The 23783-nt window shown below is 73.5% G+C and carries 24 protein-coding genes; 12 read left to right on the top strand and 12 right to left on the bottom strand.

The genetic code is table 11. The features are described 5' to 3' along the window. Window positions 1-33: 33 nt before the first annotated feature. Window positions 34-2037, top strand: coding sequence for a HelD family protein (locus AMK27_RS23510; protein ID WP_073911692.1), 2004 nt, complete (start codon window positions 34-36; stop codon window positions 2035-2037). Here AMK27_RS23510 and AMK27_RS23505 read toward each other — a convergent pair. From AMK27_RS23505 to AMK27_RS23495, 3 genes are all read right to left on the bottom strand, one after another. Continuing rightward, window positions 1949-2956 carry a helix-turn-helix transcriptional regulator gene (locus tag AMK27_RS23505; RefSeq protein ID WP_073911690.1) on the bottom strand — a complete coding sequence of 336 codons (1008 nt, stop codon included), beginning with the start codon at window positions 2954-2956 and terminating at the stop codon, window positions 1949-1951. The genes AMK27_RS23510 and AMK27_RS23505 overlap by 89 nt on opposite strands. After that, window positions 2953-4407, bottom strand: coding sequence for an MFS transporter (locus AMK27_RS23500; RefSeq protein ID WP_241847591.1), 1455 nt, complete (start codon window positions 4405-4407; stop codon window positions 2953-2955). The genes AMK27_RS23505 and AMK27_RS23500 overlap by 4 nt, the downstream gene beginning before the upstream one ends. 228 nt (window positions 4408-4635) lie before the next feature. Then, complete coding sequence (locus AMK27_RS23495; protein WP_073911688.1) at window positions 4636-5121, bottom strand: MarR family winged helix-turn-helix transcriptional regulator; 486 nt, start codon at window positions 5119-5121, stop codon at window positions 4636-4638. A gap of 86 nt (window positions 5122-5207) precedes the next feature. Here AMK27_RS23495 and AMK27_RS23490 point away from each other — a divergent pair, with 86 nt between their 5' ends. Both AMK27_RS23490 and AMK27_RS23485 read left to right on the top strand, forming a co-directional pair. Then, window positions 5208-5687 carry a hypothetical protein gene (locus tag AMK27_RS23490; RefSeq protein WP_073911685.1) on the top strand — a complete coding sequence of 160 codons (480 nt, stop codon included), beginning with the start codon at window positions 5208-5210 and terminating at the stop codon, window positions 5685-5687. Window positions 5688-5853: 166 nt separating this feature from the next. Beyond that, window positions 5854-6603 (top strand): methyltransferase domain-containing protein, encoded by a 750-nt coding sequence (locus AMK27_RS23485; RefSeq protein WP_073911681.1) that lies wholly within the window; start codon window positions 5854-5856, stop codon window positions 6601-6603. A gap of 176 nt (window positions 6604-6779) precedes the next feature. Here the strand turns inward: AMK27_RS23485 and AMK27_RS23480 are convergent, their stop codons facing one another. From AMK27_RS23480 to AMK27_RS23470, 3 genes are all read right to left on the bottom strand, one after another. Beyond that, window positions 6780-7196 carry a VOC family protein gene (locus AMK27_RS23480; protein ID WP_073911679.1) on the bottom strand — a complete coding sequence of 139 codons (417 nt, stop codon included), beginning with the start codon at window positions 7194-7196 and terminating at the stop codon, window positions 6780-6782. 78 nt (window positions 7197-7274) lie between these two features. Then, a complete protein-coding gene (locus AMK27_RS23475) occupies window positions 7275-7682 on the bottom strand; it encodes a helix-turn-helix transcriptional regulator (RefSeq protein ID WP_073911675.1) in 408 nt (135 codons plus the stop codon). A 61-nt stretch (window positions 7683-7743) separates the two neighbouring features. After that, entirely contained in the window at window positions 7744-8151 is a 408-nt protein-coding gene (locus tag AMK27_RS23470) for a RidA family protein (RefSeq protein ID WP_073911673.1), read from the bottom strand. A gap of 114 nt (window positions 8152-8265) precedes the next feature. Between AMK27_RS23470 and AMK27_RS23465 the strand changes: the two genes are divergently transcribed. Then, complete coding sequence (locus AMK27_RS23465) at window positions 8266-8655, top strand: winged helix-turn-helix transcriptional regulator (RefSeq protein WP_073911670.1); 390 nt, start codon at window positions 8266-8268, stop codon at window positions 8653-8655. A 52-nt stretch (window positions 8656-8707) separates the two neighbouring features. On the opposite strand, the gene AMK27_RS23460 is transcribed toward AMK27_RS23465, so the two are convergent. Next, a complete protein-coding gene (locus tag AMK27_RS23460) occupies window positions 8708-9391 on the bottom strand; it encodes an ATP-dependent endonuclease (RefSeq protein ID WP_073911668.1) in 684 nt (227 codons plus the stop codon). Between the two features lie 153 nt (window positions 9392-9544). Here AMK27_RS23460 and AMK27_RS23455 point away from each other — a divergent pair, with 153 nt between their 5' ends. The 3 genes from AMK27_RS23455 to AMK27_RS23445 all read left to right on the top strand — a co-directional run bounded on the left by AMK27_RS23455 (window position 9545) and on the right by AMK27_RS23445 (window position 11143). After that, complete coding sequence (locus tag AMK27_RS23455; RefSeq protein WP_079188558.1) at window positions 9545-10066, top strand: helix-turn-helix domain-containing protein; 522 nt, start codon at window positions 9545-9547, stop codon at window positions 10064-10066. A gap of 52 nt (window positions 10067-10118) precedes the next feature. Next, window positions 10119-10709 (top strand): hypothetical protein, encoded by a 591-nt coding sequence (locus AMK27_RS23450; protein ID WP_073911666.1) that lies wholly within the window; start codon window positions 10119-10121, stop codon window positions 10707-10709. Between the two features lie 89 nt (window positions 10710-10798). Beyond that, complete coding sequence (locus tag AMK27_RS23445; protein WP_073911664.1) at window positions 10799-11143, top strand: DUF2516 family protein; 345 nt, start codon at window positions 10799-10801, stop codon at window positions 11141-11143. A gap of 147 nt (window positions 11144-11290) precedes the next feature. Here the strand turns inward: AMK27_RS23445 and AMK27_RS23440 are convergent, their stop codons facing one another. The 3 genes from AMK27_RS23440 to AMK27_RS23430 all read right to left on the bottom strand — a co-directional run bounded on the left by AMK27_RS23440 (window position 11291) and on the right by AMK27_RS23430 (window position 15210). Further along, complete coding sequence (locus AMK27_RS23440; RefSeq protein ID WP_374194161.1) at window positions 11291-12526, bottom strand: PP2C family protein-serine/threonine phosphatase; 1236 nt, start codon at window positions 12524-12526, stop codon at window positions 11291-11293. Window positions 12527-13076: 550 nt separating this feature from the next. After that, window positions 13077-14126 carry a C40 family peptidase gene (locus tag AMK27_RS23435; RefSeq protein WP_073911941.1) on the bottom strand — a complete coding sequence of 350 codons (1050 nt, stop codon included), beginning with the start codon at window positions 14124-14126 and terminating at the stop codon, window positions 13077-13079. A 289-nt stretch (window positions 14127-14415) separates the two neighbouring features. Further along, window positions 14416-15210 (bottom strand): SAM-dependent methyltransferase, encoded by a 795-nt coding sequence (locus AMK27_RS23430; RefSeq protein ID WP_073911658.1) that lies wholly within the window; start codon window positions 15208-15210, stop codon window positions 14416-14418. A gap of 319 nt (window positions 15211-15529) precedes the next feature. Between AMK27_RS23430 and mshA the strand changes: the two genes are divergently transcribed. The 3 genes from mshA (at window position 15530) to AMK27_RS23415 (ending at window position 19224) form a co-directional block, all read left to right on the top strand. Continuing rightward, on the top strand, window positions 15530-16897 hold the full coding sequence (gene mshA / locus AMK27_RS23425) for a D-inositol-3-phosphate glycosyltransferase (RefSeq protein WP_073911656.1): 1368 nt from the start codon (window positions 15530-15532) through the stop codon (window positions 16895-16897). Continuing rightward, the gene (locus AMK27_RS23420; protein WP_073911654.1) at window positions 16890-17390 is read left to right on the top strand and encodes a YbjN domain-containing protein; all 501 of its coding nucleotides are present in this window, start codon (window positions 16890-16892) and stop codon (window positions 17388-17390) included. Before mshA ends, AMK27_RS23420 begins: the two co-directional genes overlap by 8 nt. A gap of 85 nt (window positions 17391-17475) precedes the next feature. Further along, window positions 17476-19224, top strand: coding sequence for a glycosyl hydrolase family 28-related protein (locus AMK27_RS23415; protein ID WP_079188557.1), 1749 nt, complete (start codon window positions 17476-17478; stop codon window positions 19222-19224). Here the strand turns inward: AMK27_RS23415 and AMK27_RS23410 are convergent. Continuing rightward, window positions 19211-20227: an AraC family transcriptional regulator gene (locus tag AMK27_RS23410; RefSeq protein WP_073911651.1), complete on the bottom strand. Its 1017-nt coding sequence runs from the start codon at window positions 20225-20227 to the stop codon at window positions 19211-19213. The genes AMK27_RS23415 and AMK27_RS23410 overlap by 14 nt on opposite strands. A gap of 116 nt (window positions 20228-20343) precedes the next feature. Here AMK27_RS23410 and AMK27_RS23405 point away from each other — a divergent pair, with 116 nt between their 5' ends. Then, a complete protein-coding gene (locus AMK27_RS23405) occupies window positions 20344-21330 on the top strand; it encodes an MBL fold metallo-hydrolase (protein ID WP_073911649.1) in 987 nt (328 codons plus the stop codon). Here AMK27_RS23405 and AMK27_RS23400 read toward each other — a convergent pair. Further along, window positions 21320-22735 (bottom strand): MDR family MFS transporter, encoded by a 1416-nt coding sequence (locus tag AMK27_RS23400; RefSeq protein WP_073911647.1) that lies wholly within the window; start codon window positions 22733-22735, stop codon window positions 21320-21322. The genes AMK27_RS23405 and AMK27_RS23400 overlap by 11 nt on opposite strands. A gap of 126 nt (window positions 22736-22861) precedes the next feature. Between AMK27_RS23400 and AMK27_RS23395 the strand changes: the two genes are divergently transcribed. Next, window positions 22862-23620: a phosphoglyceromutase gene (locus AMK27_RS23395; RefSeq protein WP_055601085.1), complete on the top strand. Its 759-nt coding sequence runs from the start codon at window positions 22862-22864 to the stop codon at window positions 23618-23620. The last annotated feature ends 163 nt before the right edge of the window (window positions 23621-23783 follow it).

Genomic DNA, 23783 nt, shown 5'->3' with positions numbered 1-23783 from the left:
AACTCGGTAACGTTTTCCGTTAGGCTCGACGGAATGACGTCACTGGACCTTGAGCTCGCCCGCGAACGCTCCCACCACGACGCCTGCCGCGCCGCCCTGACCCGGATGACCGAGGACGTCGCCGAACAGGTCGTCACCGGCGAGGACACCGCCGCCTCCGGCGCCGACGCCGAGGCGCTCGGACGCCATCTGCGCAGCCGCGCCAAGGAGATGCGCGAGCAGTCGCCGGGACCGCTGTTCTTCGGGCGCCTCGACCTCGACGACGGCCGGGTCCACCACATCGGCCGCCGCCGGATCGGCGAGGACCCGGCCGCCCTGCCGCTCGTCGTCGACTGGCGCGCGCCCGTCTCCCGCGCCTACTACCAGGCGGGCGCCCGCGACCCGCAGGGCGTGCTCCGGCGCCGCCGCTTCGGCTGGGCCCCGTACAGCAGGGGCGCCTCGGAGGATCTGACCGCGATCGAGGACGAACGGCTCGCGGCGGGCGGGGAGGTGACCGTCAGCGCCCTGCTCACGGGGGAGATCGAGCGCCCCCGGGTGGGCCCCATGCGGGACATCGCCGCCACCATCCAGCCCGAGCAGGACGACCTCGTACGCTCCGACCCGGCCGCCTCCCTGTGCGTGCAGGGCGCGCCCGGCACCGGCAAGACCGCCGTGGGCCTGCACCGCGCCGCCTATCTCCTCTACACCCATCCGCAGCGGATCCGGCGTTCCGGCCTGCTCGTCCTCGGCCCGCACCGCGCGTTCCTCTCGTACATCTCCGAGGTGCTGCCCTCGCTCGGCGAGACCGGGGTGCGGCAGGCCACCCTCGACGACGAGATCGCCCGCCACCCGGTCCGCGCCCGGGACGGCGAGGCGGCGGCCCGGGTCAAGCACGACGCCCGGATGGCGGACGTGCTGCGCCGCGCCCTGTACGGCAGGGTCGACCCGGCGCCGGCGGCGGACCTCGCGGTGCCGGACGGCTCGTACCACTGGCGGCTGCCGGCCGCGCAGCTCGCCGCGATCGTCGCGGCCGTACGCCACGAGGCGCCGCCCTACGCGACGGGCCGCGAGCGGGTCCGGGCCCGGATCGTGCGGGCCCTCCAGCTCCGGGCCGAGCGCCGGTCGGGGCCCATGGGCGCGGCCTGGGCCCGGCGGATCGAGCGGGCCCGGCCGGTGACGGCGTTCCTCGACGCGTGCTGGCCGAAGGCGACCCCGGAGGAGGTGCTCGCGGGCCTCCTCGCGGACCCCGCCGACCCCGCCCTGACGGCGGCCGAGCGGACGGCGATCCGCTGGGACCGGCCGCCGCGCTCGTACCGCTCGGCCCGCTGGACCGCCGCCGACCTCGTGCTCCTCGACGAGCTCGCGGGGCTGATCGAACGGCCCGAGAGCTACGGCCATGTCGTCGTCGACGAGGCCCAGGACCTCTCGCCCATGGAGTGCCGGGCGATCGCCCGCCGCACCGGCTTCGGCTCGCTCACCGTGCTCGGGGACCTCGCCCAGGGCACCACCCCGTGGGCGGCCCGCGACTGGCACGAGCAGCTGGCCCACCTGGGCAAGAGCGGGGCGCCCGTGGTGCCGCTGACCCTCGGCTACCGGGTCCCGGCGGCGATCGTGGACCTCGCCAACCGGCTCCTGCCGCACCTGGGCGCGGACGTACCGGCGGGCCGCTCCGTCCGGAAGGACGGCGAGGTGACGGTCGCCCGGACGACGGACCGCCTCGACCTGCCCGCCGCGACGGCCGGTGCCATCCGCGCGGCGCTCACGGCGGAGGGGTCGGTCGGGGTGATCACGGCCGAAGGCCTGGTGGGAACCGTGGCGGAGGCCGTGCGGGGGTGCGGGGCGGGCGAGCGGGTGACCGTGCTGCCTGCGACGGCGGTGAAGGGCCTGGAGTTCGACCATGTCGTCGTGGTCGAACCGGCCGCGATCGTGGCGGCCGAGGCGCGCGGACCCCACCGGCTGTACGTGGCGCTCACACGGGCGGTGTCACGGCTGACCCTGGTGCACGAGGCGGACCTTCCGGACTGTCTGACGGCGCCGACCGCCCGTACAGCAGGGTGAGTTCGGTCCCGATGCGGGCGAGTGCCGTACGCGCCTCCGGCGGGTCGAGGAGCTCCACGCGGGCGCCGAGTCCGGCCAGCCGGGCGGCGACCACCTCGGGCGAGGGCCCGTCGGCCTCGAACGGCGCCCAGCCGTCCGCGGTGCGCTCCCCGTACCGTACGCGCGCGCCGAACAGGCCCTCCAGGACCGGCTCCGTGCCGGGGGCGGCCCGGCCCCGTACCGTCGCGGCGACCATCCGGTCCTCCATGCGGGCGGCGAGCGCGCGCCACGCGGTCGGGAGGTCGAAGCCGTCGGGGCGTACGGCGGGGGCGCCGGTCTCGGTGACGGAGCTGACGCGGCCGACCCGGAAGGTCCGCAGACCGTCTTCGGTGCCGGCGACGAGATAGCGGACCCCGGACTTCACGGCGATGCCGAGCGGTTGGACGGTGCGCTCGCGGGGTTCGCGGCCGGGGCGGGCGTAGCCGATCGTGACCTCCCTCGCGTCGACCACCGCCCGCTGGAGCGGGGCGAGACAGGCCTCCTCCGTCTCGGCGCCCGTCCAGTCCGTGCCGTCGGACACGCCCGCGCGGGCCGCCGTCTCGGCGCCTTCCCTGAGGGGCGCGGGGAGGGCCCGTACGAGCTTCCGCAGGGCGGTCCTGGTCCGGGGGTCGGCGTCGGCGTCCGGCCCGGTCAGGAGGAAGAGCGCGCGGATCTCGGGGGCGGTGAGGCCGGTCAGATCGGTACGGGCTCCGCCGACGAGGGACCAGCCGCCGCCCTGGCCCGCCTGCGAGTACACCGGGATCCCGGAGCTCGCGAGAGCTTCGAGATCCCGGCGTGCGGTGCGCTCGGACACGTCCAGTTCGGCGGCCAGTTCGGCGGCGGTGACCCGCTGCCGGGTCTGCAGGAAGAGCAGGGCGGCGACGAGTCGGTCGGCTCTCATGCCGCCATTGTCGCGGGGGGCTCGGCCCTCTCCTCCTTGGCCCTCTTCTCCTTAGCCCTCTCCTCCTTCGTCCTCGCCCGCTTCGTGGTCCGCTGCGGCGCTCCCGGCTTCCCGGGGCGGCGCAGGACGGTGAAGGCGAGGGCGAGCGCGGCGAGCAGGAGACCGGCTCCGACGGCGAACGCCAGGTGGTAGCCGCCGGTCAGGGCCTCGGCGGCGGGCCGGCCGGCCGCGGTGAGCGACTCGGTACGGGTGGCGGCCAGCGTGGAGAGGACGGCGATGCCGAGGGCCATGCCGATCTGCTGGGTGGTGTTGAACAGGCCGGAGGCGAGGCCCGCGTCCTTCTCCTCGGCGCCCGACATCGCGAGCGAGGTGAGCGCGGGGAGCGCCAGGCCGAAGCCGGCGGCGAGCAGCATCACGGGGAGCAGATCGGTGGCGTAGGAGGCGTGGACGGGGACGCGGGCCAGCAGACCGAGGACGCCGACGAGCAGGACGAGGCCGGTGAGCAGGACGTTCCGCTCGCCGAAGCGGGCGATCAGGCGGGCCGAGACGCCGAGGGAGACGGCGCCGATGACGACTGCCGCGGGCAGCATCGCGAGACCCGTCTCGGCGGCCCCGTACCCGAGGACCTTCTGCAGGTAGAGCGCGACGAGGATCTGGAAGGAGAAGAGCGCGGCGACCATCAGCATCTGGACGGCGTTGGCGCCGGCGACGCTGCGCGAGCGGAGGATCCGCAGGGGCATGAGCGGGTTCGCGGCCTTCGCCTGGCGGACGAGGAAGCCGGTCAGGAGGGCGAGCGCGAGGGCCCCGAGGCCGAGGGTGTGCGCCGAACCGGCCCCGTGCTCCTCGATCTTGACGACCGCGTAGATCCCGGTCATCAGGCCGGTCGTGACGAGCACCGCGCCGAGGACGTCGGCGCCCGCCCTGAGCCCGAGGCCCTGGTCGGAGGGGAGGGCGCGGAGCGCGACGAGGAGGGTGGCGAGGCCGATGGGCAGGTTGATGAAGAAGATCCAGTTCCAGGTGAGGGCGTCGGTGAGGATGCCGCCGAGGACCTGGCCGAGGGAGGCGCCGGCGGCGCCGGTGAAGCTGAACACGGCGATGGCGCGGGCCCGTTCGCGCGGCACGGTGAAGAGCGTGACGAGGATGCCGAGGCCGACGGCGGAGGACATCGCACTGCCGACGCCCTGCAGGAAGCGGGCGGCGATCAGGACGCCGGGCGAGGCGGCGACTCCGGCGAGGAGCGAGGCGGCGGTGAAGATCCCGGTGCCCGCGAGGAACATGCGCCGGCGGCCGATCAGGTCGCCGAGGCGGCCGGCGAGGAGGAGGAGCGAGCCGAAGGCGATCAGATAGGCGTTGACGACCCAGCTGAGGCCGACGGGGGTGAAGCCGAGGTCGCTCTGGATGGCGGGCATCGCGACGGTGACGATGCTGCCGTCGAGGATCGTCATGAGCATGCCGGTGGCGAGGACGCCGAGGGCGAGCCGACGGGAGGGGGTGCGCGGGGGCGTGGGCGCGGGAGGTGTGGGCACGGGGATCACTCCTGTTCGGTGGGACCGACAGGAGTGACGTTAGCAGAAGGTTTTGTTGCAGACTATTTTTTACGGAACGAGTGTGGGGTGGTGGTGGTGCGGTGCGGTGCCGCGTGGGGCGGTGCGGTGCCGGGGTGTCGTCCGGTGGCGGGCTCAGCCGCGCTGACGGGCCCGACGGGCCGGCCTCGGGCTCTCGATCGGGGTCTCCAGATGCCCGGTGACCAGCAGGTTCAGGGCGTTCAGCAGGGCGGCGCGGGCGTCGTCGGGCAGGGAGGCGAGGGCGCTCTCGTGGACGCCGTCGACGATCTTCTGGCTCTCCGCGGCCACCCTGGCCCCCGCCTCGGTCACGGCGATGATCCGCGCGCGCCGGTCGGTGCTCGACGGCCGCCGCTCGGCGAGCCCGGCCTTCTCCAGGGCGTCCACGGTGACGACCATGGTCGTCTTGTCCATGTCCCCGATCTCCGCGAGCTGCGCCTGCGTGCGCTCCTCCTCCAGGGCGTGGACGAGGACGCAGTGCATCCGGGGGGTGAGCCCGATCGCGTCGAGAGCGGCGGTCATCCGGGTCCGCAAGGCGTGACTGGTGTGGTCGAGGAGGTAGGAGAGGTCGGGCTCGGTGCGGGTGGGCGCCATGGCTGTCATGCCTGCAAGGGTAACGAGGATCGATCCGTCGCGGATTATCGCGAAGCGGACGAAGGGGGCGTCGGGCGCCCGGCCAGGATGGACCCATGACGACCCCGCTGCTCTTCCTGGACGTCGACGGCCCGCTGATCCCCTTCGGGGCGAGCGGGCGCGAGTACCCGACGTACGCACCGCCACCGCCTCCGTCCGTGAGCCCGCTCCTCGCCCGGCTCGATCCCGCGCAGGGACCGCGGCTCGCGGCACTCCCGTACGAGCTCGTCTGGGCGACGACCTGGGAGGACGACGCGAACGCCTGGGTCGCGCCGCGGCTCGGGCTGCCGGTGCTGCCGGTGGTCCGGTGGCCCGAGGACGGGCCCGAGCCGGCGCCCGGGGTGCACTGGAAGGTGCCGGGGCTGGTGGCCTGGGCCGGCGGGCGGCCGTTCGCCTGGGTCGACGACGAGATCGGCGCGGCCGACCGCGCCTGGGTGGCCGCCCGCCATCCCGGCCGCGCGCTGCTGCACCGGGTGGACCCCCGGCAGGGGCTCACCGCGGCGGACTTCGCGGCGCTCGCCGCCTGGGCGGGCTGACCTGCGGTTCAACCACCCTATGGCGGAGGGGTGTTGGGTGATACGAGGGTCGCCCCTCCGACCTCTTGTGTCATCTGCCAGTACGTCGGGCGGGGTGCGGCGGCGCAGACTCGACGGGCGCGCAGGACTTCGGGACCACACGACGAAGGACACGAGGGGGCGCCATATGGGCGTGCGGCAGCAGTACGACGGGATCGGCGAGGCGTTCGAGGGCTTCAAGTCCCTGCCGCTCACGCGGTACGGGGAGGTGCCCAGCTTCCTGGGCATGGTCGGGGACGTCAGCGGCAGGTCGGTTCTCGACCTGGCGTGCGGAACCGGCTTCTACAGCAGGGAGTTCAGGCGGCGCGGCGCCACGGAGGTCCTCGGCGTCGACATCTCCGTCGAGATGATCGCCGCCGCGAGGGGGTTCGAGGAGCGCGCCCCGCTGGGCGGCGTGCGCTACGAGGTCGGCGACGTGGCCGAACTCCCCTTGCTGGAGCAGAAGTTCGACATCGCGCTCGGCGTCCAGTGTCTCAACTACGCCGAAGACATCGCCACGCTGGAGCGCATGTGTCGCCGCATCCACCAGAACCTGGTGCCCGGCGGTGAGTTCTTCGTGCTCGCCCAGCGGCCCGACTACCGGTTCGACTGCGCGTCCCTGCCCGCGTACGGCTTCCGCTGCGAGCCGACGGGCGAGGAGGCCGAGGCGGGACCGCGCGTCCGGGTCACGGCGCTCCTCGACCCGGAGCCGATCAGCATCCTCGGCACGGTCCCGCGCCGCGAGGTCTACGAGCAGAGCCTGGAGGCGGCCGGGTTCCGGGACGTGGAGTGGGTGCCGCTCCACGTGTCGGAGGAGGGCGTCAAGGAGTTCGGCGAGGACTTCTGGGCGGACCTCCTCGCCCACCCGCCCCTGGTGATGCTGCGCTGCCGCGCCTGACCGGGGGCCGCTCATCCCGGTGACCTTCACGCGAGGGGAGCGGAACCCCCTGTCGGCCTCGGCCCGACGCGGGCGCCGCCCGGGCCGTGGTGGCACGGGCGGGCGCGGCCGACAGGGAGTTCGGCGGGGTGCTGGAGGTCCGGGGGCTCCGAGCAGCCGGGCTCCGAGGAGCGGGGCTATGAGGAGCGGGGCTGCGTGAAGCGCAGCATGTTGCCCGCCGGGTCGCGGAAGGCGCAGTCGCGGACGCCGTACGGCTGGTCGACCGGCTCCTGGAGGACCTCGCCGCCGGCCGCCCTGACCTGCTCGAAGGTGGCGTCGACGTCCTCGGTGGAGAAGATCACGCCGCGCAGCATGCCCTTGGCGAGCAGCTCGGCCACCGCCTGCCGGTCGGCGGGGGAGGCGTTGGGGTCGGCGAGTGGCGGTTCGAGGACGATCTCCACGTCCGGCTGCGCGGGGGACCCGACGGTCACCCAGCGCATGCCCTCGAAACCGACGTCGTTCCGGACTTCGAGGCCGAGCGCGTCGCGGTAGAAGGCGAGGGCCTTGTCGTGGTCGTCGACTGCGATGAAGCACTGCGAGAGCTTGACGTTCATGCCTTCGAAGCTACGGCGGACCGATGGATTCCGCTTCTCCGGAACGAACCGATCGCCCAGGTCCCGCGAACCGATCGCTCAGGCCCCGCGGACCGGGCGCGTCCGGACCTTGGCGACGCACGCCGGGATCGCCGCCCCGTCCTCGTGGCGGCGGGCCCGGTAGGCGGAGGGCGGCTCGCCGACGAGTTCGGTGAAGCGCGAACTGAAGGACCCGAGCGAGGTGCACCCGACGGCGAAGCAGACGTCCGTGACGCTCATGTCACCCCGTCGGAGCAGTGCCTTGGCGCGCTCGACGCGACGGGTCATGAGGTAGCTGTACGGGGTCTCGCCGTAGGCGGCGCGGAAGCTGCGGGCGAAGTGCCCGGTCGACATGAGGGCGACGGAGGCGAGCGCGGGTACGTCGAGCGGCTGCGCGTAGTCGCGATCCATCACGTCCCGCGCGCGGCGCAGCCGTACCAGGTCCTCCAGTGCCACGCCCACCAGCATGGCACGGCGGAGTGGGCGGGGCAGGAGGGGCAGGTGAGGGGTGGCCGACGGCTCCGCGGTCTCAGTCGACGACGGCGGTGGCCTCGATCTCGACGAGGTGCTCGGGTACGTCGAGCGCGGCGACGCCGATCAGCGTGGCCGGCGGCACCGGGGTGATTCCGAGCCGGGCGGCCGCGCGGTCGATCCCCTCCAGGAGCAGGGGCATCTTGTCGGCGGTCCAGTCGACGACGTACACGGTCAGCTTGGCGACGTCGGCGAAGGTGGCGCCGGCGCCGGCGAGGGCGGTGCCGACATTGAGGTAGCACCGCTCGACCTGGGCGGCGAGGTCGCCCGCCCCGACGGTGCTTCCGTCGGCGTCCCAGGCGACCTGCCCGGCGAGGAAGACCAGCTTCGATCCGGTCGCGATCGACACCTGGCGGTAGACGTCGACGGCGGGGAGTCCTTCGGGGTTCACGAGGGTGACGGCCATGGGATTCCTCCGGGGGAGATCAGGAGCGGAGACGGTCTCTTGTGGTGACTCGGGAACCGTAAGAGAGTGTGCTCCGACATGGAAGAACGCACTTTTCGGTGACGGGGGAACCTGATGGTGACCAAGCAGTACAGCGGCTCGCCCGAGGACGCGGACCTGCGGCGCGCGGACTCCCTGGCGCGGGAGATCTTCTCCGACCTCGCCAACAAGTGGGCTTTCCTGATCGTCGAGGAGCTGGGTGAGCGCACCCTGCGCTTCAGCGAGCTGCGGAACGGGATCGAGGGCATCAGCCACAAGATGCTCACCCAGAACCTGCGCATGCTGGAGCGCTACGGCTTGGTCGACCGGACCGTGCACCCCGAGGTCCCGCCCCGCGTCGAGTACACCCTCACGGCACCGGGCCGCGGGCTGCAGGCGACGATCGGCGGCATGTGCGACTGGACCCACCAGTACCTCGGAGCGATCGAGTCGGCCCGCCGCCGCTTCGACGCCCCGGCGGACTGAGGGGCCGGGGCGGACTGAGGGGTCGGGGCGGGCGCGGCGGCGCGCGGGTTCCTCAGTTCGCGGCGGCGGACGCGGAGACGTGCGCCAGCAGACGGTCCAGCGGGCGGGGCACCTCGGCGAGGTCGAGGGCGTCGACGAGCGAGCGGGCGTACTGGCTCTTGCGGCCGCTGATGGTGCCCATGAAGCGCCGCAGCTGGCGCTCGACCTCCCGCTCCCGCTGGGCGGGCTGCTTCTGGAAGATGCGGAAGGCCCGCAGGTCGCCCTGGGCGTCGACGACCCGCTGCACTCCCTCGGCGCCGAGGGAGCGGATCAGCTCCTCCTCCAGGTCGGCGTCGCACACGTAGAAGCCGAGCGGCTCCATGTCGGCGCGGGCGAGGTCGTGGCCGAGCCCCTCGCGTTCGAGCGCGCGCGAGAAGTGGCCCTCCTCGCCGGCGTCGCACAGGCCCGCCAGCGGGACGCCGAGCCCCTGGGGTCCGAGCAGGTGCACGAACCTGCCGATGTTGGTCGCCCCGCCGAGCGGAACGACGGCGATGCCCTCGGCGTCGAGGGAGCGGCCGTGCCGGGCCGCGAGCGCGTCGAGCGCGACGTGGTCGCTGACCCCCTCCACGAGCACCGCCGTACGCAGCTCGGTGCCGGCCGCGAGTGCGCGCGCGACCTCGGCGGCCTCCGAAGCCTCCGCGCCGTCGGCCGCCCATTCCCTGACCGCTGCCCGGAAGCGCCCCGTCGTCGTCTCCATGCGGCCCAGTCTCGCAGCAGCGACCGCGGAGATCACGGGGATTTCAGCGGGCCTCGCGCGGGTGCGCGAGGGTGGCCTGCGGGTCGCGGCGCGAGGGGCGACACTTGCAAGCGGCTGCTTGCAATAGTTAGCAAAGGCTGGCATGGTCGGGGCATGGCATCGCTCAACGTCGGCAATCTCGGTGACTACCTCCGCGAACAGCGGAGGACCGCGCAGCTGTCCCTGCGGCAGCTCGCCGACGCGGCCGGCGTGTCGAACCCGTATCTGAGCCAGATCGAGCGCGGGCTGCGGAAGCCCAGCGCCGAGGTGCTGCAGCAGGTCGCGAAGGCCCTGCGGATCTCCGCCGAGACGCTCTACGTACGGGCCGGGATCCTCGACGAGACGGAGCGGGAGGAGCTGGAGACGCGCGCCGTCGTCCTCGCCGATCCCTCGATCAACGAGCGGCAGAAGCAGGTGCTGCTCCAGATCTACGACTCCTTCCGCAAGGAGAACGCCGCCGAGGCGGCAGCGGCGGCGGCCACGACGGCCGCCCAGACCGGAGCCGCCGGAGCCGGAACCACGGAGACCGCCGGAGCCACCGGAGCCGGCGTCACCGCAGACGCCGGAGCCACCGAGACCCCCGCGGGCGCCCCCGCCGCGGCCGCCGAGCGGCCCGCCGACGCGCCCGATGCCTGACCGCCCTGAGCCCAGCGCTCGCTCGTACGTCACCACCGGGAGGACCACCAGCATGGCCATCATCGACGAACTGCGTACCCCTCTCTACTTCGCCGCCGGCACCGCGGACCTCGCCGTGCAGCAGGCCAAGAAGGTGCCCGGCCTGATCGAGCAGATCGCCGCCGAGGCGCCCGCCCGCATCGACGCCGTACGGAACACCGACCCCAAGGCCGTGCAGGAGAAGGTGACCGCGCAGGCCAAGGAGGCCCAGGCCACCGTGCAGTCGAAGTTCGCCGATGTCGTCGGCGGCCTCGACACGGACCTCAAGAAGCTCGGCGAGACCGCCCAGGACCTCGCCCTGCGCGGCGTCGGCGTCGCCGCCGAGTACGCCGTGAAGGCGCGCGAGAAGTACGAGGAGGTCGCCGCCCACGGCGAGGAGGCCGTCAAGGCCTGGCGCGGGGAGGTCGCCGAGGAGATCGTCGAGATCGCCGTCGTCGTCGAGCCGGAGGAGGCCAAGGCCGAGGAGACCAAGGCGGAGGAGCCGGTGGAGGCCCCTGCCGCGGCCGCCGCCGCCCAGCCCGCCGAGGCGAAGAAGCCCGCCCGGAAGACCACCGCGCGCAAGGCTCCCGCCAAGAAGGCGGCCGTCGCCGCCGAGAAGGAGTAGTACCGGGCACCAATACGGGTAGCTGGTGCGTTGAACCGGGTACCTTGACCGCGAGGCGCTCTTTCCCTCTTTCCTAGGCGGTGCTCAGCATGTTGCGCGCGGGATTCGACTCCCTCCTCACCCTGGTGATGTTCCTGATCTTCACCGGCTTCGCCGTCGCCGCGCTCGTCTTCGCCGCCATGGCGCGCGAGGACGCCTACCGCGCCGCCGAGAAGCAGACGAAGAAGTTCTGGCTGATCGTCCTGGGCATCAACCTCGCCCTGAACCTGCTCTTCCCGATGCTGTTCCTGCAGATCGCGGGCGTGATCGCGGCCATCGTCTTCATGGTCGACGTCCGCCCCGCGCTCCAGCAGGTGTCGGGCGGCGGAGGCGGCCGGCGGGGCGGCGGCTCCAGCAGCGACGGACCGTACGGCCCGTACAACGGCGGCCGCTAGCCGCTGGCCGCGGCGGTCGAAGGCCCAGTCGCGGGCGACGGCGACAGACGGCCGGCCGCGAGCGACGGCGGCGGACGGCCTGGCGGCGAGCGGCGGCGGCCCATCGCGGCCGCCGGCCGCATCAGGTGACGACAGCGGGGCCCGGGGTCATCCCCGGGCCCTGTCCCTTTCCAGGGCCAGGACCGCGACGTCGTCCGTCAGCTCGCCGCCGTTCAGGGACCTGACCTCCGTCACCGCGGCCTCCAGGAGCTCGTCGCCGCGCAGGCCCGCGGCCAGCTGCCGGTTGATCATGTCGACCATCCCGTCCTGGCCGAGCCGCGGCGAGCCGGGGCCGGCCGAGCGTCCCTCGATCAGTCCGTCCGTGTACATGAGCAGGCTCCACGCCCCGCCGAGCTCGACCTGCCGGCGCGGCCAGCGGGCGCGCGGCAGCAGTCCGAGTGCCGGGCCGCCGTCCTCGTACGGAAGGAGCCGGGCCACCCGCCCCTGCCGGGCGATCAGCGGCGACGGGTGCCCGGCCAGGCACAGGCCGGCGCGGCGGCCGTCGGGCGCGATGTCGACGGTGCAGAGGGTCGCGAAGATCTCCTCGCTCTCCCGCTCGTGCTCCAGGACCTGCTGCATCGTGGAGAGCAGCTCGTCCCCGCACAGTCCCGCGAAGGTCAGGGCCCGCCAGGCGATCCGCAGCTCGACGCCGAGCGCGGCCTCGTCGGGGCCGTGGCCGCAGACGTCGCCGATCATGGCGTGGACGGTGCCGTCGGGCGTACGGACCACGTCGTAGAAGTCTCCGCCGAGCAGGGCGCGCGAGCGGCCGGGCCGGTAGTGGGCCGCGAACCGGAGGTCGGAGCCCTCCAGGAGCGGTGTGGGGAGCAGCCCGCGCTCCAGGCGGGCGTTCTCCTGGGCGCGGAGCCGGGACTCGGCGAGCTTCACCTGGACGGCGTCGGCGCGCTTGCGCTCGACCGCGTACCGGATGGCCCGGCTGAGCAGCCGCCCGTCGAGCTCCTCGCGGAAGAGGTGGTCCTGGGCTCCGACGCGTACCGCCTCGGCCGCCAGCTCGGCGTCGGCGGAGGCCGCGAGCGCGAGGACGGCGTGGCGCGGGGCGAGCCGCAGGATGTGCCGCAGCGGGGCGAGCGGGTCGGCGTCCGCGGCGGCGCGGGGGCCGGGCAGGGAGAGGTCGACGAGGACGCAGTGGACGTCGTCGGTGAGGAGCCGCTCGGCCTCGGTGAGGTTGCGGGCGGTACGGATGCGGACCCGGGTGCCGACGGCGTCGGCCGCGTCGAGCAGTTCGGGTACGGCGAGGACACCCGCCGGGTCGTCCTCGACGACCAGGAGAGTGAGATCGGTGCGATCGGTGCCTGTGACTGTGCCTGTCATAGCGGTGGCGTCCATGGCGGTGGCGTCCGTAGTGGCGACGTCGCCGGGTCCCGCAACGGCAGAGACGTTTCTCTGACGCGGTACGGATACGGGCATCGGTCCGGGTTTCCTTCCCTCCCCCCGAGGGTGCGCAGGGCGCCGGGTGGCGTCCCGCCCGTCCCGGACCATAGCGGTAGGGCGGTGCGCAGCGGAATGGCGATCAGCCGGTCGGCGTCCGCGTCTCGATTGGCATATGCCGCGGAAGGGGAGGTACTTGCCCCCGTACGGCCGACAGGGCGCCCCCGGGGCAATGAGAAAGGTCACGCCGGGGGGGCGTCCGCGGTTCCGCCGTCGCGGGTGGACTGCGTCACGTCGCGGGGGAGCGGGCGACGCGATGCGCGCCGCGGAGCGGGCGGACGAGGACGGTCCCGGCCGGCGCGCGAGGCCCCCGCCGTGCGGGTGCACGGCGGCCCGTCACGTCGGCGGGCGGCGGCCCGTCACGTCGGCCGACGGCGCCTCTCGTACCGGCGGACGGCGTCCCCGTACGGGCGCGCACAGCGCCCCCGCACCAGCGCACGGCGGTCCGTCACGTCGGGCGGACGACGCCCAGGATCTCCATCGAGCCCGCCCCCGCGAGCGTCACGTCCCTGCCGGGCCGCGGCGCGTGCACGATCGTGCCGTTTCCGACGTACATCCCGATGTGGCTCGCGTCCTTGAAGTAGACGATCAGGTCGCCGGGCCGCATGTCCTTGATGTCCACGCGGGGCAGCAGGCGCCACTGCTCCTGCGAGGTGCGCGGGATCGGCCGGCCCGCCTTGCCCCAGGCGAGCTGGGTCAGTCCGGAGCAGTCGTACGAGTCCGGTCCCTCCGCGCCCCACACGTACGGCTTGCCGATCTGCGCGGTCGCGAACGCGATCGCCTGCTTCGCCGCCGGGGTCGTGTCCCCCTTGAGGCCGGTCAGGACACCGGTGCCGAGCCAGGTCGTCTGGGCCTTGGTGCGCTCCAGCTCCTCGAGCCGGCGCAGCCGCTCCCGCTCCTCGGCGGCGAGTTCGGACTCCAGCTTCTTCGCGGCGGCGATCTTGCCGTCGATCTCCTTCTTCGCCTGGGCCTGCCGGACGCGGTTGGCCTCCAGCTTGGTCCAGTTCACCCCGGCGTCCTTGGCGTAGACGTCCAACTGGGCCTGGGTGCGGTTCATCTCACCGAGCAGGTCGGTGGTGGCCTTCGCTCCGGCCTTGAGGCGCCCGGCGTTGTCGAGGAAGAGCTGGGGGTCGTTCGTGAGGACGAGCTGCGCGCCGTCGGGGAGCCCGCCGTTGCGGTACTGGGCGCGGGCGGTGGCGCCGGCCTTGGCCTTGAGCGCCTCGATCTTCTCGCGGCCCTCCACGATCATCACGGCGACCCGGACGATCTCGGCGGACTGCTCCTTCGTCTTCTCCTCCGCGAGGTTGTACGCGTCGGTGGCGACGGCGGCCTGCCGGTACAGGGTGTCTATCTCCTTGCGCACCTCCTCCAGGCTCTTCTTCGGAAGGGGCGGCGGGAGCGGTGCGGCGGCGGCCTGCAGGGTCAGCGCGGGCGAGGCCAGCACGGTCAAGGCGCAGATCATGGTGATCGCGGCGGTGGCGTGGCGGCGTCGGTTCACGAGCTCCCCCTCGAGTGACGACATCTGATTTACCGTCAGTAACTTGTTGCTGACCTTGGCGATAGTGCCATGCGAAACCGCAAAGCAACAGGGGAAACCGGGGCCTGTCGGGCCTGCTCCCCCCACGAGGGACGAGGGATGCGGACGTGGCGTTCCCGACGTACCGGAAATTAAGCGGCAGTTGGTGAAAGAGAGGTCTCGTTCACCCGCCCGCCCCGCCACCCCCGCAGCGCAGCCGGCCCCCGCCGGACCCTCACCCCCCGCAGTGCATCCGGCCCCCGCCGGACCCTCACCCCCGCGGCGCCAGCGCCTCCCACCGCACCGTCACCTCGCCCTGGCGCCACCGCCGGGGCCCGTCCGTCAGCGGCCAGTCCGCCGCCAGGTCGCGGGCCGCGCGGATCCACCGCTGCCGTGCGCCGAGCGAGGCGTACGGGGCCGCCGCCGCCCACGCCCGGTCGAAGTCCCGCAGGAACGCGTGCACCGGTTCGCCCGGCACGTTGCGGTGGATGAGCGCCTTCGGCAGCCGCTCCGCCAGGTCCGACGGCCGGTCGAGCGAGCCGAGCCGGGTCGCGAAGGTCACCGTCCGGGGCCCGCTCCCGTCGAGCGCGACCCAGACGTGCCGGCGCCCGATCTCGTCGCAGGTGCCCTCGACGAGCAGTCCGCCCGGGGCGAGCCGCCCGCGCAGTCGCTCCCAGACGGCCGCGACCTGCTCCTCGTCGTACTGGCGGAGCACGTTCGCCGCCCGGATGAGGGCGACCCGGCCGGGTACGGGCACCTCGAAGCCGCCGTGCACGAAGGAGAGGCCCTCGTGCTCGTACGGCTTCCCGGCCTCGACGCGGGCGGGCTCGATCTCGATGCCGTAGAGACGGGTGCGGGGTTCGGCGGTGCGCAGCCGGGCGAGGAGCTCGACGGCGGTCCAGGGGGCGGCCCCGTATCCGAGGTCCACGGCGAGGGGCGGCTCGGGGGAGCGGCGCAGGGCGGGCCCGTGGACGGCGGCGATCCAGCGGTCCATGCGGCGCAGGCGGTTGGGGTTGGTGGTCCCGCGGGTCGGGGTGCCGACGGGTCGGGTGGTGCGCGGGGCCATGTCCGAAAGGTTACGGGGTGGGGGTGGGGGGTTGACGCGCCCCGGTAATGAATTGGCAAAGCGGCGTCGGCGGTGGAAATGAAAGGGTCCGTTCCGGTGTTGTCCCGGCCGGAGGGCGCACCACGTCCTCCCGCCGTCATGCCCACGGTGCCGAGCTCGACCGACCCGCCGTCCGGGTCGACCGGCCCGGCCCGCCCTGCTCGACCCGTTCGACCTGCTCGACCTGTTCGATTGTTCAGCCCGACGTGCTCAGCCCGATGTGCTCAGCCCGGACGTGTCGGACCCGACGCGTTCGCCCCCGAGCGGAAGGACCGCCGACGTGAGCCAGTACGTGTCCCGGTTCACCGGTACCCGGCACCGGCACCCGGCACCGGCCCGGCTCCGGCTCCCCGGCCGGAGCCGCACCCCGCGCCGTGTGGCCATGCTCAGCGTCCACACCTCCCCGCTGCACCAGCCCGGCACGGGCGACGCGGGCGGCATGAACGTCTACATCGTCGAGCTGGCGAAACGACTCGCCGCCATCGACATCGAGGTCGAGATATTCACCCGGGCCACCACCGGCGGCCTCCCGCCGGTCGTCGAGCTCACCCCCGGCGTCCTCGTCCGGCACGTCGACGCCGGTCCGTACGAGGGCCTGGCCAAGGAGGAGCTGCCGGCCCAGCTCTGCGCCTTCACGCACGGCGTGATGCAGGCCTGGGCGGGCCACCGGCCCGGCCACTACGACCTGGTCCACTCCCACTACTGGCTCTCCGGCCACGTCGGCTGGCTGGCCGCCCAGCGCTGGGGCGTCCCGCTCGTCCACGCCATGCACACCATGGCGAAGGTCAAGAACGCCGCGCTCGCCGAGGGGGACACCCCCGAGCCCGCGGCCCGGGTGATCGGCGAGACGCAGATCGTCGACGCCGCGGACCGGCTGATCGCGAACACGGCCGAGGAGGCCGACGAGCTCGCCCGTTTCTACGAGGCCGATCCCGGCAAGATCGCCGTCGTCCACCCGGGCGTCAACCTCGACCACTTCCGTCCGGCCGACGGCAGGGCCGCCGCCCGCGCCCGGCTCGGGCTGCCGCGGGACGCCTTCATCCCCGTCTTCGCCGGCCGCATCCAGCCGCTGAAGGCGCCGGACATCCTGCTGCGGGCCGCCGCCGAGCTCCTCGACCGGGACCCCTCGCTGCGCTCGCGCATGGTCGTTCCCGTGGTCGGCGGCCCGAGCGGCAGCGGCCTGGCGAAGCCGGAGGGCCTGCAGAAGCTGGCCGCCCGGCTGGGCATCGCGGACATCGTGCGCTTCCATCCGCCGGTGGGCCAGGACCGGCTCGCCGACTGGTTCCGGGCGGCGAGCGTCCTCGTCATGCCGTCGTACAGCGAGTCCTTCGGTCTGGTCGCGATCGAGGCGCAGGCGGCCGGCACGCCGGTCGTCGCGGCGGCGGTGGGCGGGCTGCCCGTGGCCGTACGGGACGACGTGACCGGTTTCCTCGTCCAGGGGCACGATCCGGTGGACTACGCCCGGGCGCTCGGCCGCTTCGTGGCGGACCCGTCGCTCTCGGCGCGGATGGGCGAGGCCGCGGCGCTGCACGCCGGCTCGTTCGGCTGGGACACGGCGGCCTCCGGCACGGCGGACGTGTACACGGCCGCCGTGCACGACCATCGGCTGCGCGAGAACCGCCGTCGCGTACGCTCCCACCATGTCTGATCTTGAGGACGTCCGGCGGACCGTCGAGGACACGTTCACGGACGCGGAACTGGAGTGGGAGTCGCCGGAACCGGGCTCCTACGTGGTCAAGCTCCCCGGCACGCGCAAGCTCTTCACCACGCTCTCGCTGCGCGTCGGACGCCACTCGCTCTCCCTCAACGCCTTCGTCATCCGCCACCCCGACGAGAACGAGGCCGGAGTCCACCGCTGGCTCCTGGAACGCAACCTCAGGCTGTACGGGGTGAGTTACGCGGTGGACGGCCTCGGTGACATCTACCTGGCCGGCAAGCTGCCGCTCTCCGCCGTGACGCCCGAGGAGCTGGACCGGCTCCTCGGCTCGGTCCTGGAGGCGGCGGACGGCGACTTCAACACGCTCCTGGAGCTGGGCTTCGCGTCGGCGATCCGGCGCGAGTACGAGTGGCGGGTCTCGCGCGGCGAGTCGACCCGGAACCTCGACGCGTTCAAGAACCTGACCCAGAAATCCGGTAGCTGACCCCTTCCCGCCCGGTGCTCCCAGTGCCATGCTCACGCCCGACGTAGATCTGAACACCGTTCATATACATGAAAGGTTCAGGGGTATGGCACTGAGCAGAAGGCAGTTCGTCGGCGGCGCGGTCGCCGTCGCAGGAGCCACGACCGCGGCACTCGGCACCACCGGCTTCGCTCCCCCCACCGGCTTCGCTCCCCCCACCGGCCTGACTCCCCCCACCGGCTCGGCTCCCCACGCCGGCCTCACTCGCCCCACCGACCTCACTCCCCCTACCCGCCCCGCGCGGCTCTGGCGGGAGTTCGAGGCCGCCCCCTCCACCCACCCCCAGATCCCGTACGTGGGCCGGGCCGGCGCCCACGGCGGCGCCCGCCGCGCACCCCGCCCCCGCGTCGTCGCCGACGCCCTCACCCACGGGGCCACCCCCGACGCCTCGGCCGACTCGGCGCCCGCGATCAACCGCGCCCTCGCGGAGGCGGGCGAGCGCGGCGGCGGCACGGTCCTCCTCCCGCCGGGCACGTACCGGATCGACGACTACCTGCGGATCGGCCACAGCGGCGTCGTCCTGCGCGGCGCCGGCTCCGGCCGTACGAAGCTGCTCGCCACCCGGCACCTCACCGAACTGATCGGCCCGTACGGCTCCCGCTACGGCGGCGACAAGTCCTCCTGGTCCTGGGCCGGCGGCCTGATCTGGCTCTCCCCGCGGGCCCGGCACGCCTCCCTCGTCGCCGCGATACGGGACCGGGCCTGGCCCTTCGAGGGCTGGACCGGCAACCGGCGCGACGAGTGGAGCACCCTGACGACCGTCCGCCCCGGCCGCCGTGGCGACCGCACGATCACGGTCGACGACCCCTCCGCCCTCCGGCCCGGCCGGCTCGTCGTCCTCCGCCTCGCCGACGACGCCGGCCACACGCTCCTGGAGCACATGGCGGGCGACGGCGCGGGCCCGCAGGCGTACCTCTGGGACGACAAGACCAAGCTGACCAGCTACGTCCCCTACGAATGGCCCGTGCGGATCACCGCCGTACACGGCCGGACGGCCACCCTGGAACGCCCGCTCCCGCTCGACGCCCGCCCGGAGTGGGACCCCCGGCTCATCGCCGGGGCGGCGGCGCTCACCGGGTCCGGGGTGGTGGGCCTGACCCTGGAGGCGGTCGAGACCCCGCAGTCCCCGCACCTCCTGGACAAGGGCTTCAACGGCGTCACCTTCCAGTGCGCCTACGACTGCTGGGCGGAGGACGTGGTGGTCCGGCACGTCGACAACGGCTTCGGGCTCGTCGCCGCCTCCGCCTGCACCCTGCGCCGCACCCGGGTGGAGGGCCGCGGCTCCCACCACCCGTACTTCTGCCGTGAGGGCTCGCACGACAACCTGGTCGAGGACTTCCGCATCGCGGCCCGCACGGTCCCCGCCCCGGCCGGCACCCAGCTCCACGGCATCAACGTCGAGGGCCTGTCCAGCCACAACGTCTGGTCGCGCGGGGTGATGGAGACGGGCACCTTCGACACCCACCGGGGCATGCCCTTCGCGAACGTACGGACCGAGATCACGGTCGAGAACGACGGCAGGCACGGTGGCGACGCCTCCGCGGGTCCCCTCTACGGCGCCCGGTTCACCCACTGGAACGTGACGGTGACGAACGGCCGGGCCGGCCTGGTGAAGATCGACACCGTCGCCCCGTACAGCGCCACGGTCGGCATCAGCGAGGTCCGCGAGTTCGACCAGATCGACGTGCCGGACTTCACGGGCGAGCTCCACGCGCGCGTGGAGGCGTACGGCAGCCCGGGTTCGGTGCGCCCGGTGAACCTGTACGAGGCGCAGCGCGCGCTCAGCCGGTGGTAACCGCGGCCGGATCCGCCCGGTACTGCCCCGGGGTCGTACCGAACTCCCGGCGGAAGGCGTGCGAGAGGGCGTACGGCGTGCTGTAGCCGACGCGTCGGGCGACGGCGGCCAACGGGTCCGGGGTGTCGCGGAGCAGGGCGGCGGCGCGGGTGAGCCGCCACCAGGCGAGGTACGCCATCGGGGGCCGGCCGACGAGCGCGGTGAAGCGGCGGGCCAGGGTGGGCCGGGAGACCCCGGCCTCGGCCGCGAGGCGTTCGACGGTCCAGGGGGCGGCCGGGTCGGTGTGCAGGGCCCGCAGGGCGGCGGCGGTCACCGGATCGCCGAGGGCGGCGGGCCAGGTCCCGGCCGCGCCGGCCCGGCTCCCGGGGGCGGCGTGCTGGGCCGTCCAGGACCGGATCATGTAGACGAGGAGCAGATCGAGCAGGCTCGGCAGGGCCACCCCGGAGCCGGGGAGCCGCTCGTCCACCTCGTGGCCGAGCAGGGCGATGGCGGAGCGGAGCCCGGGATCGGCACCGCCGCCGAGGCCGGTGAGGCTGGTGAGGTCGGTGGGGTCGGCGCTGTCGGTCCGGCTCGGCAGATGGAGGAGCGGAGGGAGCTCCGCGAGGAGCGGGTGGACATGGCTGCGGTCGAGCCGGTACTTCCCGCACAGCATCTCCACCGCGGCGCCGTCGTCGGCCGAGCACGGCTCCCGCCTCCCCGCCCGCGAACCCGCCCCGGCCCGCCACTGCTCGAAGGGCACGGCACCGGCGAGCCGCGCCGCGTCGGCGGGCCCGTCGGCGATCACGTGACCGGTCCCGTGCGGCAGCAGGACGGCGTCGCCCGGGCCGAGTTCGACCGGCTCGCCGCCGTCGGGCAGCAGCCAGCAGCGCCCCTCAAGGACGACGTGGAAGCCCGCCCCGTCGTACGGGGCGAGGCGGGCGCACCAGCTCCCGGTGACCCGTACCCGCTGGGAGGAGGGCCGCCCGATCCGTACGGCCGAGATCGCGTCGCTCACCACGTCCATCGCGCCAGCGTAGCTCCGCCCGGCCACCCGACGGTCCCTTGTGGTGAGACGGACGCGTATCCGGTGGAGCCGTACGGGCATTGAGACGCTCAGAGGCGCCTCCTAGCGTCGACGGCATGACACAGGAGAGCGCACAGCGCACGATGGTGGGGGACGTCGAGGTCATCCGGGTGGTCGAGTGGCGGGGGCCGTTCGCGGCCGCCGGTGACCTCGTCCCCTCGGCCGGCCAGGAGACCTGGAAGGACAACGAGGACTGGCTCGCGCCGGACCACTGGGACCCGGAGACCGACCGGGCGGTCATGGCGTTGCAGACCTGGGTGCTGCGCAGCGGGGGACGGACGGTCCTGGTCGACACCGGGGTGGGCAACGGGCGCGAGCGGCCCGGCTCGCCGCAGTTCCACCACTGGCAGGGGGACTTCCTCGGCTGCCTGGAGCGGGCCGGGGTCCGGCCCGAGGACGTGGACGTCGTCGTCAACACCCACCTGCACGCCGACCACGTCGGCTGGAACACCCGAGCCGCCGACGGCAGCGACGTCGCCGGTGGTGGCGGCAGCGACATCGGCGGTAGTGGCGGGGGCGGTGGCGTCGGCGCCGGGGAGTGGGTCCCGACCTTCCCGCGCGCCGAGTACCTCGTACCGGCGGCGGACGACGCCCACTTCGGGCCCGGCAACGCCTACGGCGGCGGCCGGAACCCGAGCGACCGGTTCGTCTACGAGGACAGCGTCGCGCCCCTCCACCGCGCGGGGCGGATCGTCCTCTGGGACGGCGAACACCGCATCGACGAACACCTCACCCTGGAGTCCGCACCCGGCCACACGCCCGGGTCGGCCGTGCTGAGGCTCGCGTCGGCGGGGGAGCGGGCGGTCTTCGCCGGGGACCTGCTGCACAGTCCCGTACAGATCCTCGACCCCGCGCACAACAGCTGCTTCTGCCTGGACGCGCGAGCGGCGTCGGCGAGCCGCCGCCGCATCCTCGAACGGGCCGCGGACGAGAGGGAGCTGGTCGTGCCCGCGCACTTCGGCGGGTCGGGCATCGCCGAAGTGCGCAGGGAGGGGAACGGGTTCGGGCTCGTGGGGAGGGGGGAGCGCCGGGTCAGGCGGTGACGGGGGACTTCCCGGCGGAGCCGACGTCGCCGAGTCCCTCGCCGAGGCCGTCCCCGAGTCCCTCGCCGGGCTCGGCGACCCCGGGCCCGGCCTCGACGCCACTGTCGACGACCGCCTCGACGACACTCTGGCCTTCGACGGCACTCTGGCCCTCGGCGACGATGCCGTCCTCGGAGCCTCGGTCGATGTCGTCGTCGAGGGCCTTGCGCAGCCGCACGGTGTAGCCGACGGCGGCCAGGACGCCGATGGCGAAGGTCGCGGCCCAGAGGACGTTCGGGCCGGGGCCGCCGACGATGGCGCCGGCGCCGATCGGGGCGACGAACCCGGCGACGGCCCAGGACATGCCCATGACGCCCTGGTACCGGCCGCGGGCGTGCTCGGGGGCGAGCCGGGCGGTGGCGGCGGCGTTCGTCGGGACGTGGATCATCTCGCCGACGGTCCAGACGACGACGGTCGCGGCGAAGGCCACCACGGAGGAGCCCGCGAGGGCGGTGGCGCCGGTGCCGAGGGCGAAGAGGAGCGAGGAGAGGGTCAGCAGGAGGACGGGGGAGCGCTTGTCGGTCACCTTGTTGACGAGCAGCTGGAAGCCGACGATCACGATGCCGTTGACGGCGATGACGACGCCGTACGACGAGGGCGAGAGGCCCTTGTCCGCCATGGTGAGCGGGAGGCCGATCCAGGGGGCGGTGAAGACGAGGCAGACGAAGAGGTTGAGGAGGACGAGGGTGCGGAACGGCGCGTCGCGCAGCACGGTGAGCATGCTGACCTTGGCCTCGACGACCGGCCGGCCGGCCGTGTCCGTCCGGGCCTCGGGGCGGGTCTCGGGGAGGCGGAGGAAGACGATGACGGCGCACAGCGTGGTGGCGACGGCGTCGACGACGAACAGCGTCCGGTAGCCGAGGAAGATCGCGGCGCCGCCGCCGATGGAAGCGATGGCGAAGCCGAGGTTCAGGGCCCAGTAGTTGAGGGCGTACGCCCGGCGCACATCGTGGGCGGGGACCATGTCGGCGATGGTGGCGTTGATCGACGGGCGGACGGCCTGCATCGCGACGCCCATGAGGAGCACGACCGTCGCGATGGCCCAGGCGCTGGTGACGACGGCGAGCGCGGCGGCGGACGCGGCGGCCGCGAGGTGCATGGTGACCATGGTGGGGCGGCGGCCCCAGCGGTCGGTGAGCGCGCCGCCGAGCGGGGAGCCGGCGACGCCGCCGAGGCCGTGGAGGGCGACGACGAGTCCGGCGAACCATGCCGAGTGCCCGAGTTCCACCGTCAGATAGAGGGAGAGGAACGTCAGGACGAAAGCCCCGGTCCGATTGACCAGGGTCGACAGCCACAGCCACCAGAATCCCTGCGGGAGGCCGGAGACGGTCGCGCTGGCTGATCGTCTGAGCGAGTCGATGGACATGTGTGGCCGGCCCCCTGCTGTGTGTAAGTCCCTCTTACGGCTCTCGTAACTTACGCATCTCATGTGCCGGACGCCAGCGGATTGACGGCGCGCGTCAATCGTCAGAGAGCCATTAGGCTCGTACGCATGGCCGACGCACCGTACAAGCTGATCCTCCTCCGCCATGGCGAGAGCGAGTGGAACGAGAAGAATCTGTTCACCGGTTGGGTGGACGTGAACCTCACCGCGAAGGGTGAGAAGGAGGCGACGCGCGGCGGCGAGCTGCTCAAGGACGCCGGCCTGCTCCCCGACGTCCTGCACACCTCCCTCCAGAAGCGCGCCATCCGCACCGCCCAGCTCGCGCTGGAGTCCGCGGACCGCCACTGGATCCCGGTGAACCGCTCGTGGCGCCTCAACGAGCGCCACTACGGCGCCCTCCAGGGCAAGGACAAGGCCCAGACGCTCGCCGAGTTCGGCGAGGAGCAGTTCATGCTCTGGCGCCGCTCGTACGACACCCCGCCGCCGCCGCTCTCGGACGACAGCGAGTTCTCGCAGGCGCACGACGCCCGCTACGCGACGATCCCGCCGGAGCTGCGCCCGGACACCGAGTGCCTCAAGGACGTCGTGGAGCGCATGCTCCCGTACTGGTACGACGCGATCGTCCCGGACCTCCTGTCGGGCCGCACGGTCCTGGTCGCGGCCCACGGCAACAGCCTCCGCGCGCTGGTGAAGCACCTCGACGGCATCTCGGACGAGGCCATCGCGGGCCTCAACATCCCGACGGGCATCCCGCTGGCCTACGAGCTGGACGAGAACTTCAAGCCCCTCAACCCGGGCGGCACCTACCTCGACCCGGAGGCCGCGGCGGCGGCGATCGAGGCGGTCAAGAACCAGGGCAAGAAGTAGCAGTAACAGTGATCATGCCCCTGACCTGCGCATACGGCGCAGGGCGGGGGCATTTTCGCGCTCTGGTCCGACGCTGGGCCCTCAGCACGGGGAGTGATGGAGCCTCAGAGCCCTGCCGAGTGCCTGCCGCGCGCGGCCCCGCCGGCCGGTCCCACCCGGCCCT

The sequence above is a fragment of the Streptomyces sp. CB02009 genome (assembly GCF_001905825.1).
In the GTDB taxonomy this organism is placed as follows: domain Bacteria; phylum Actinomycetota; class Actinomycetes; order Streptomycetales; family Streptomycetaceae; genus Streptomyces.
This window is presented reverse-complemented; position numbering and strand designations above follow the sequence as displayed.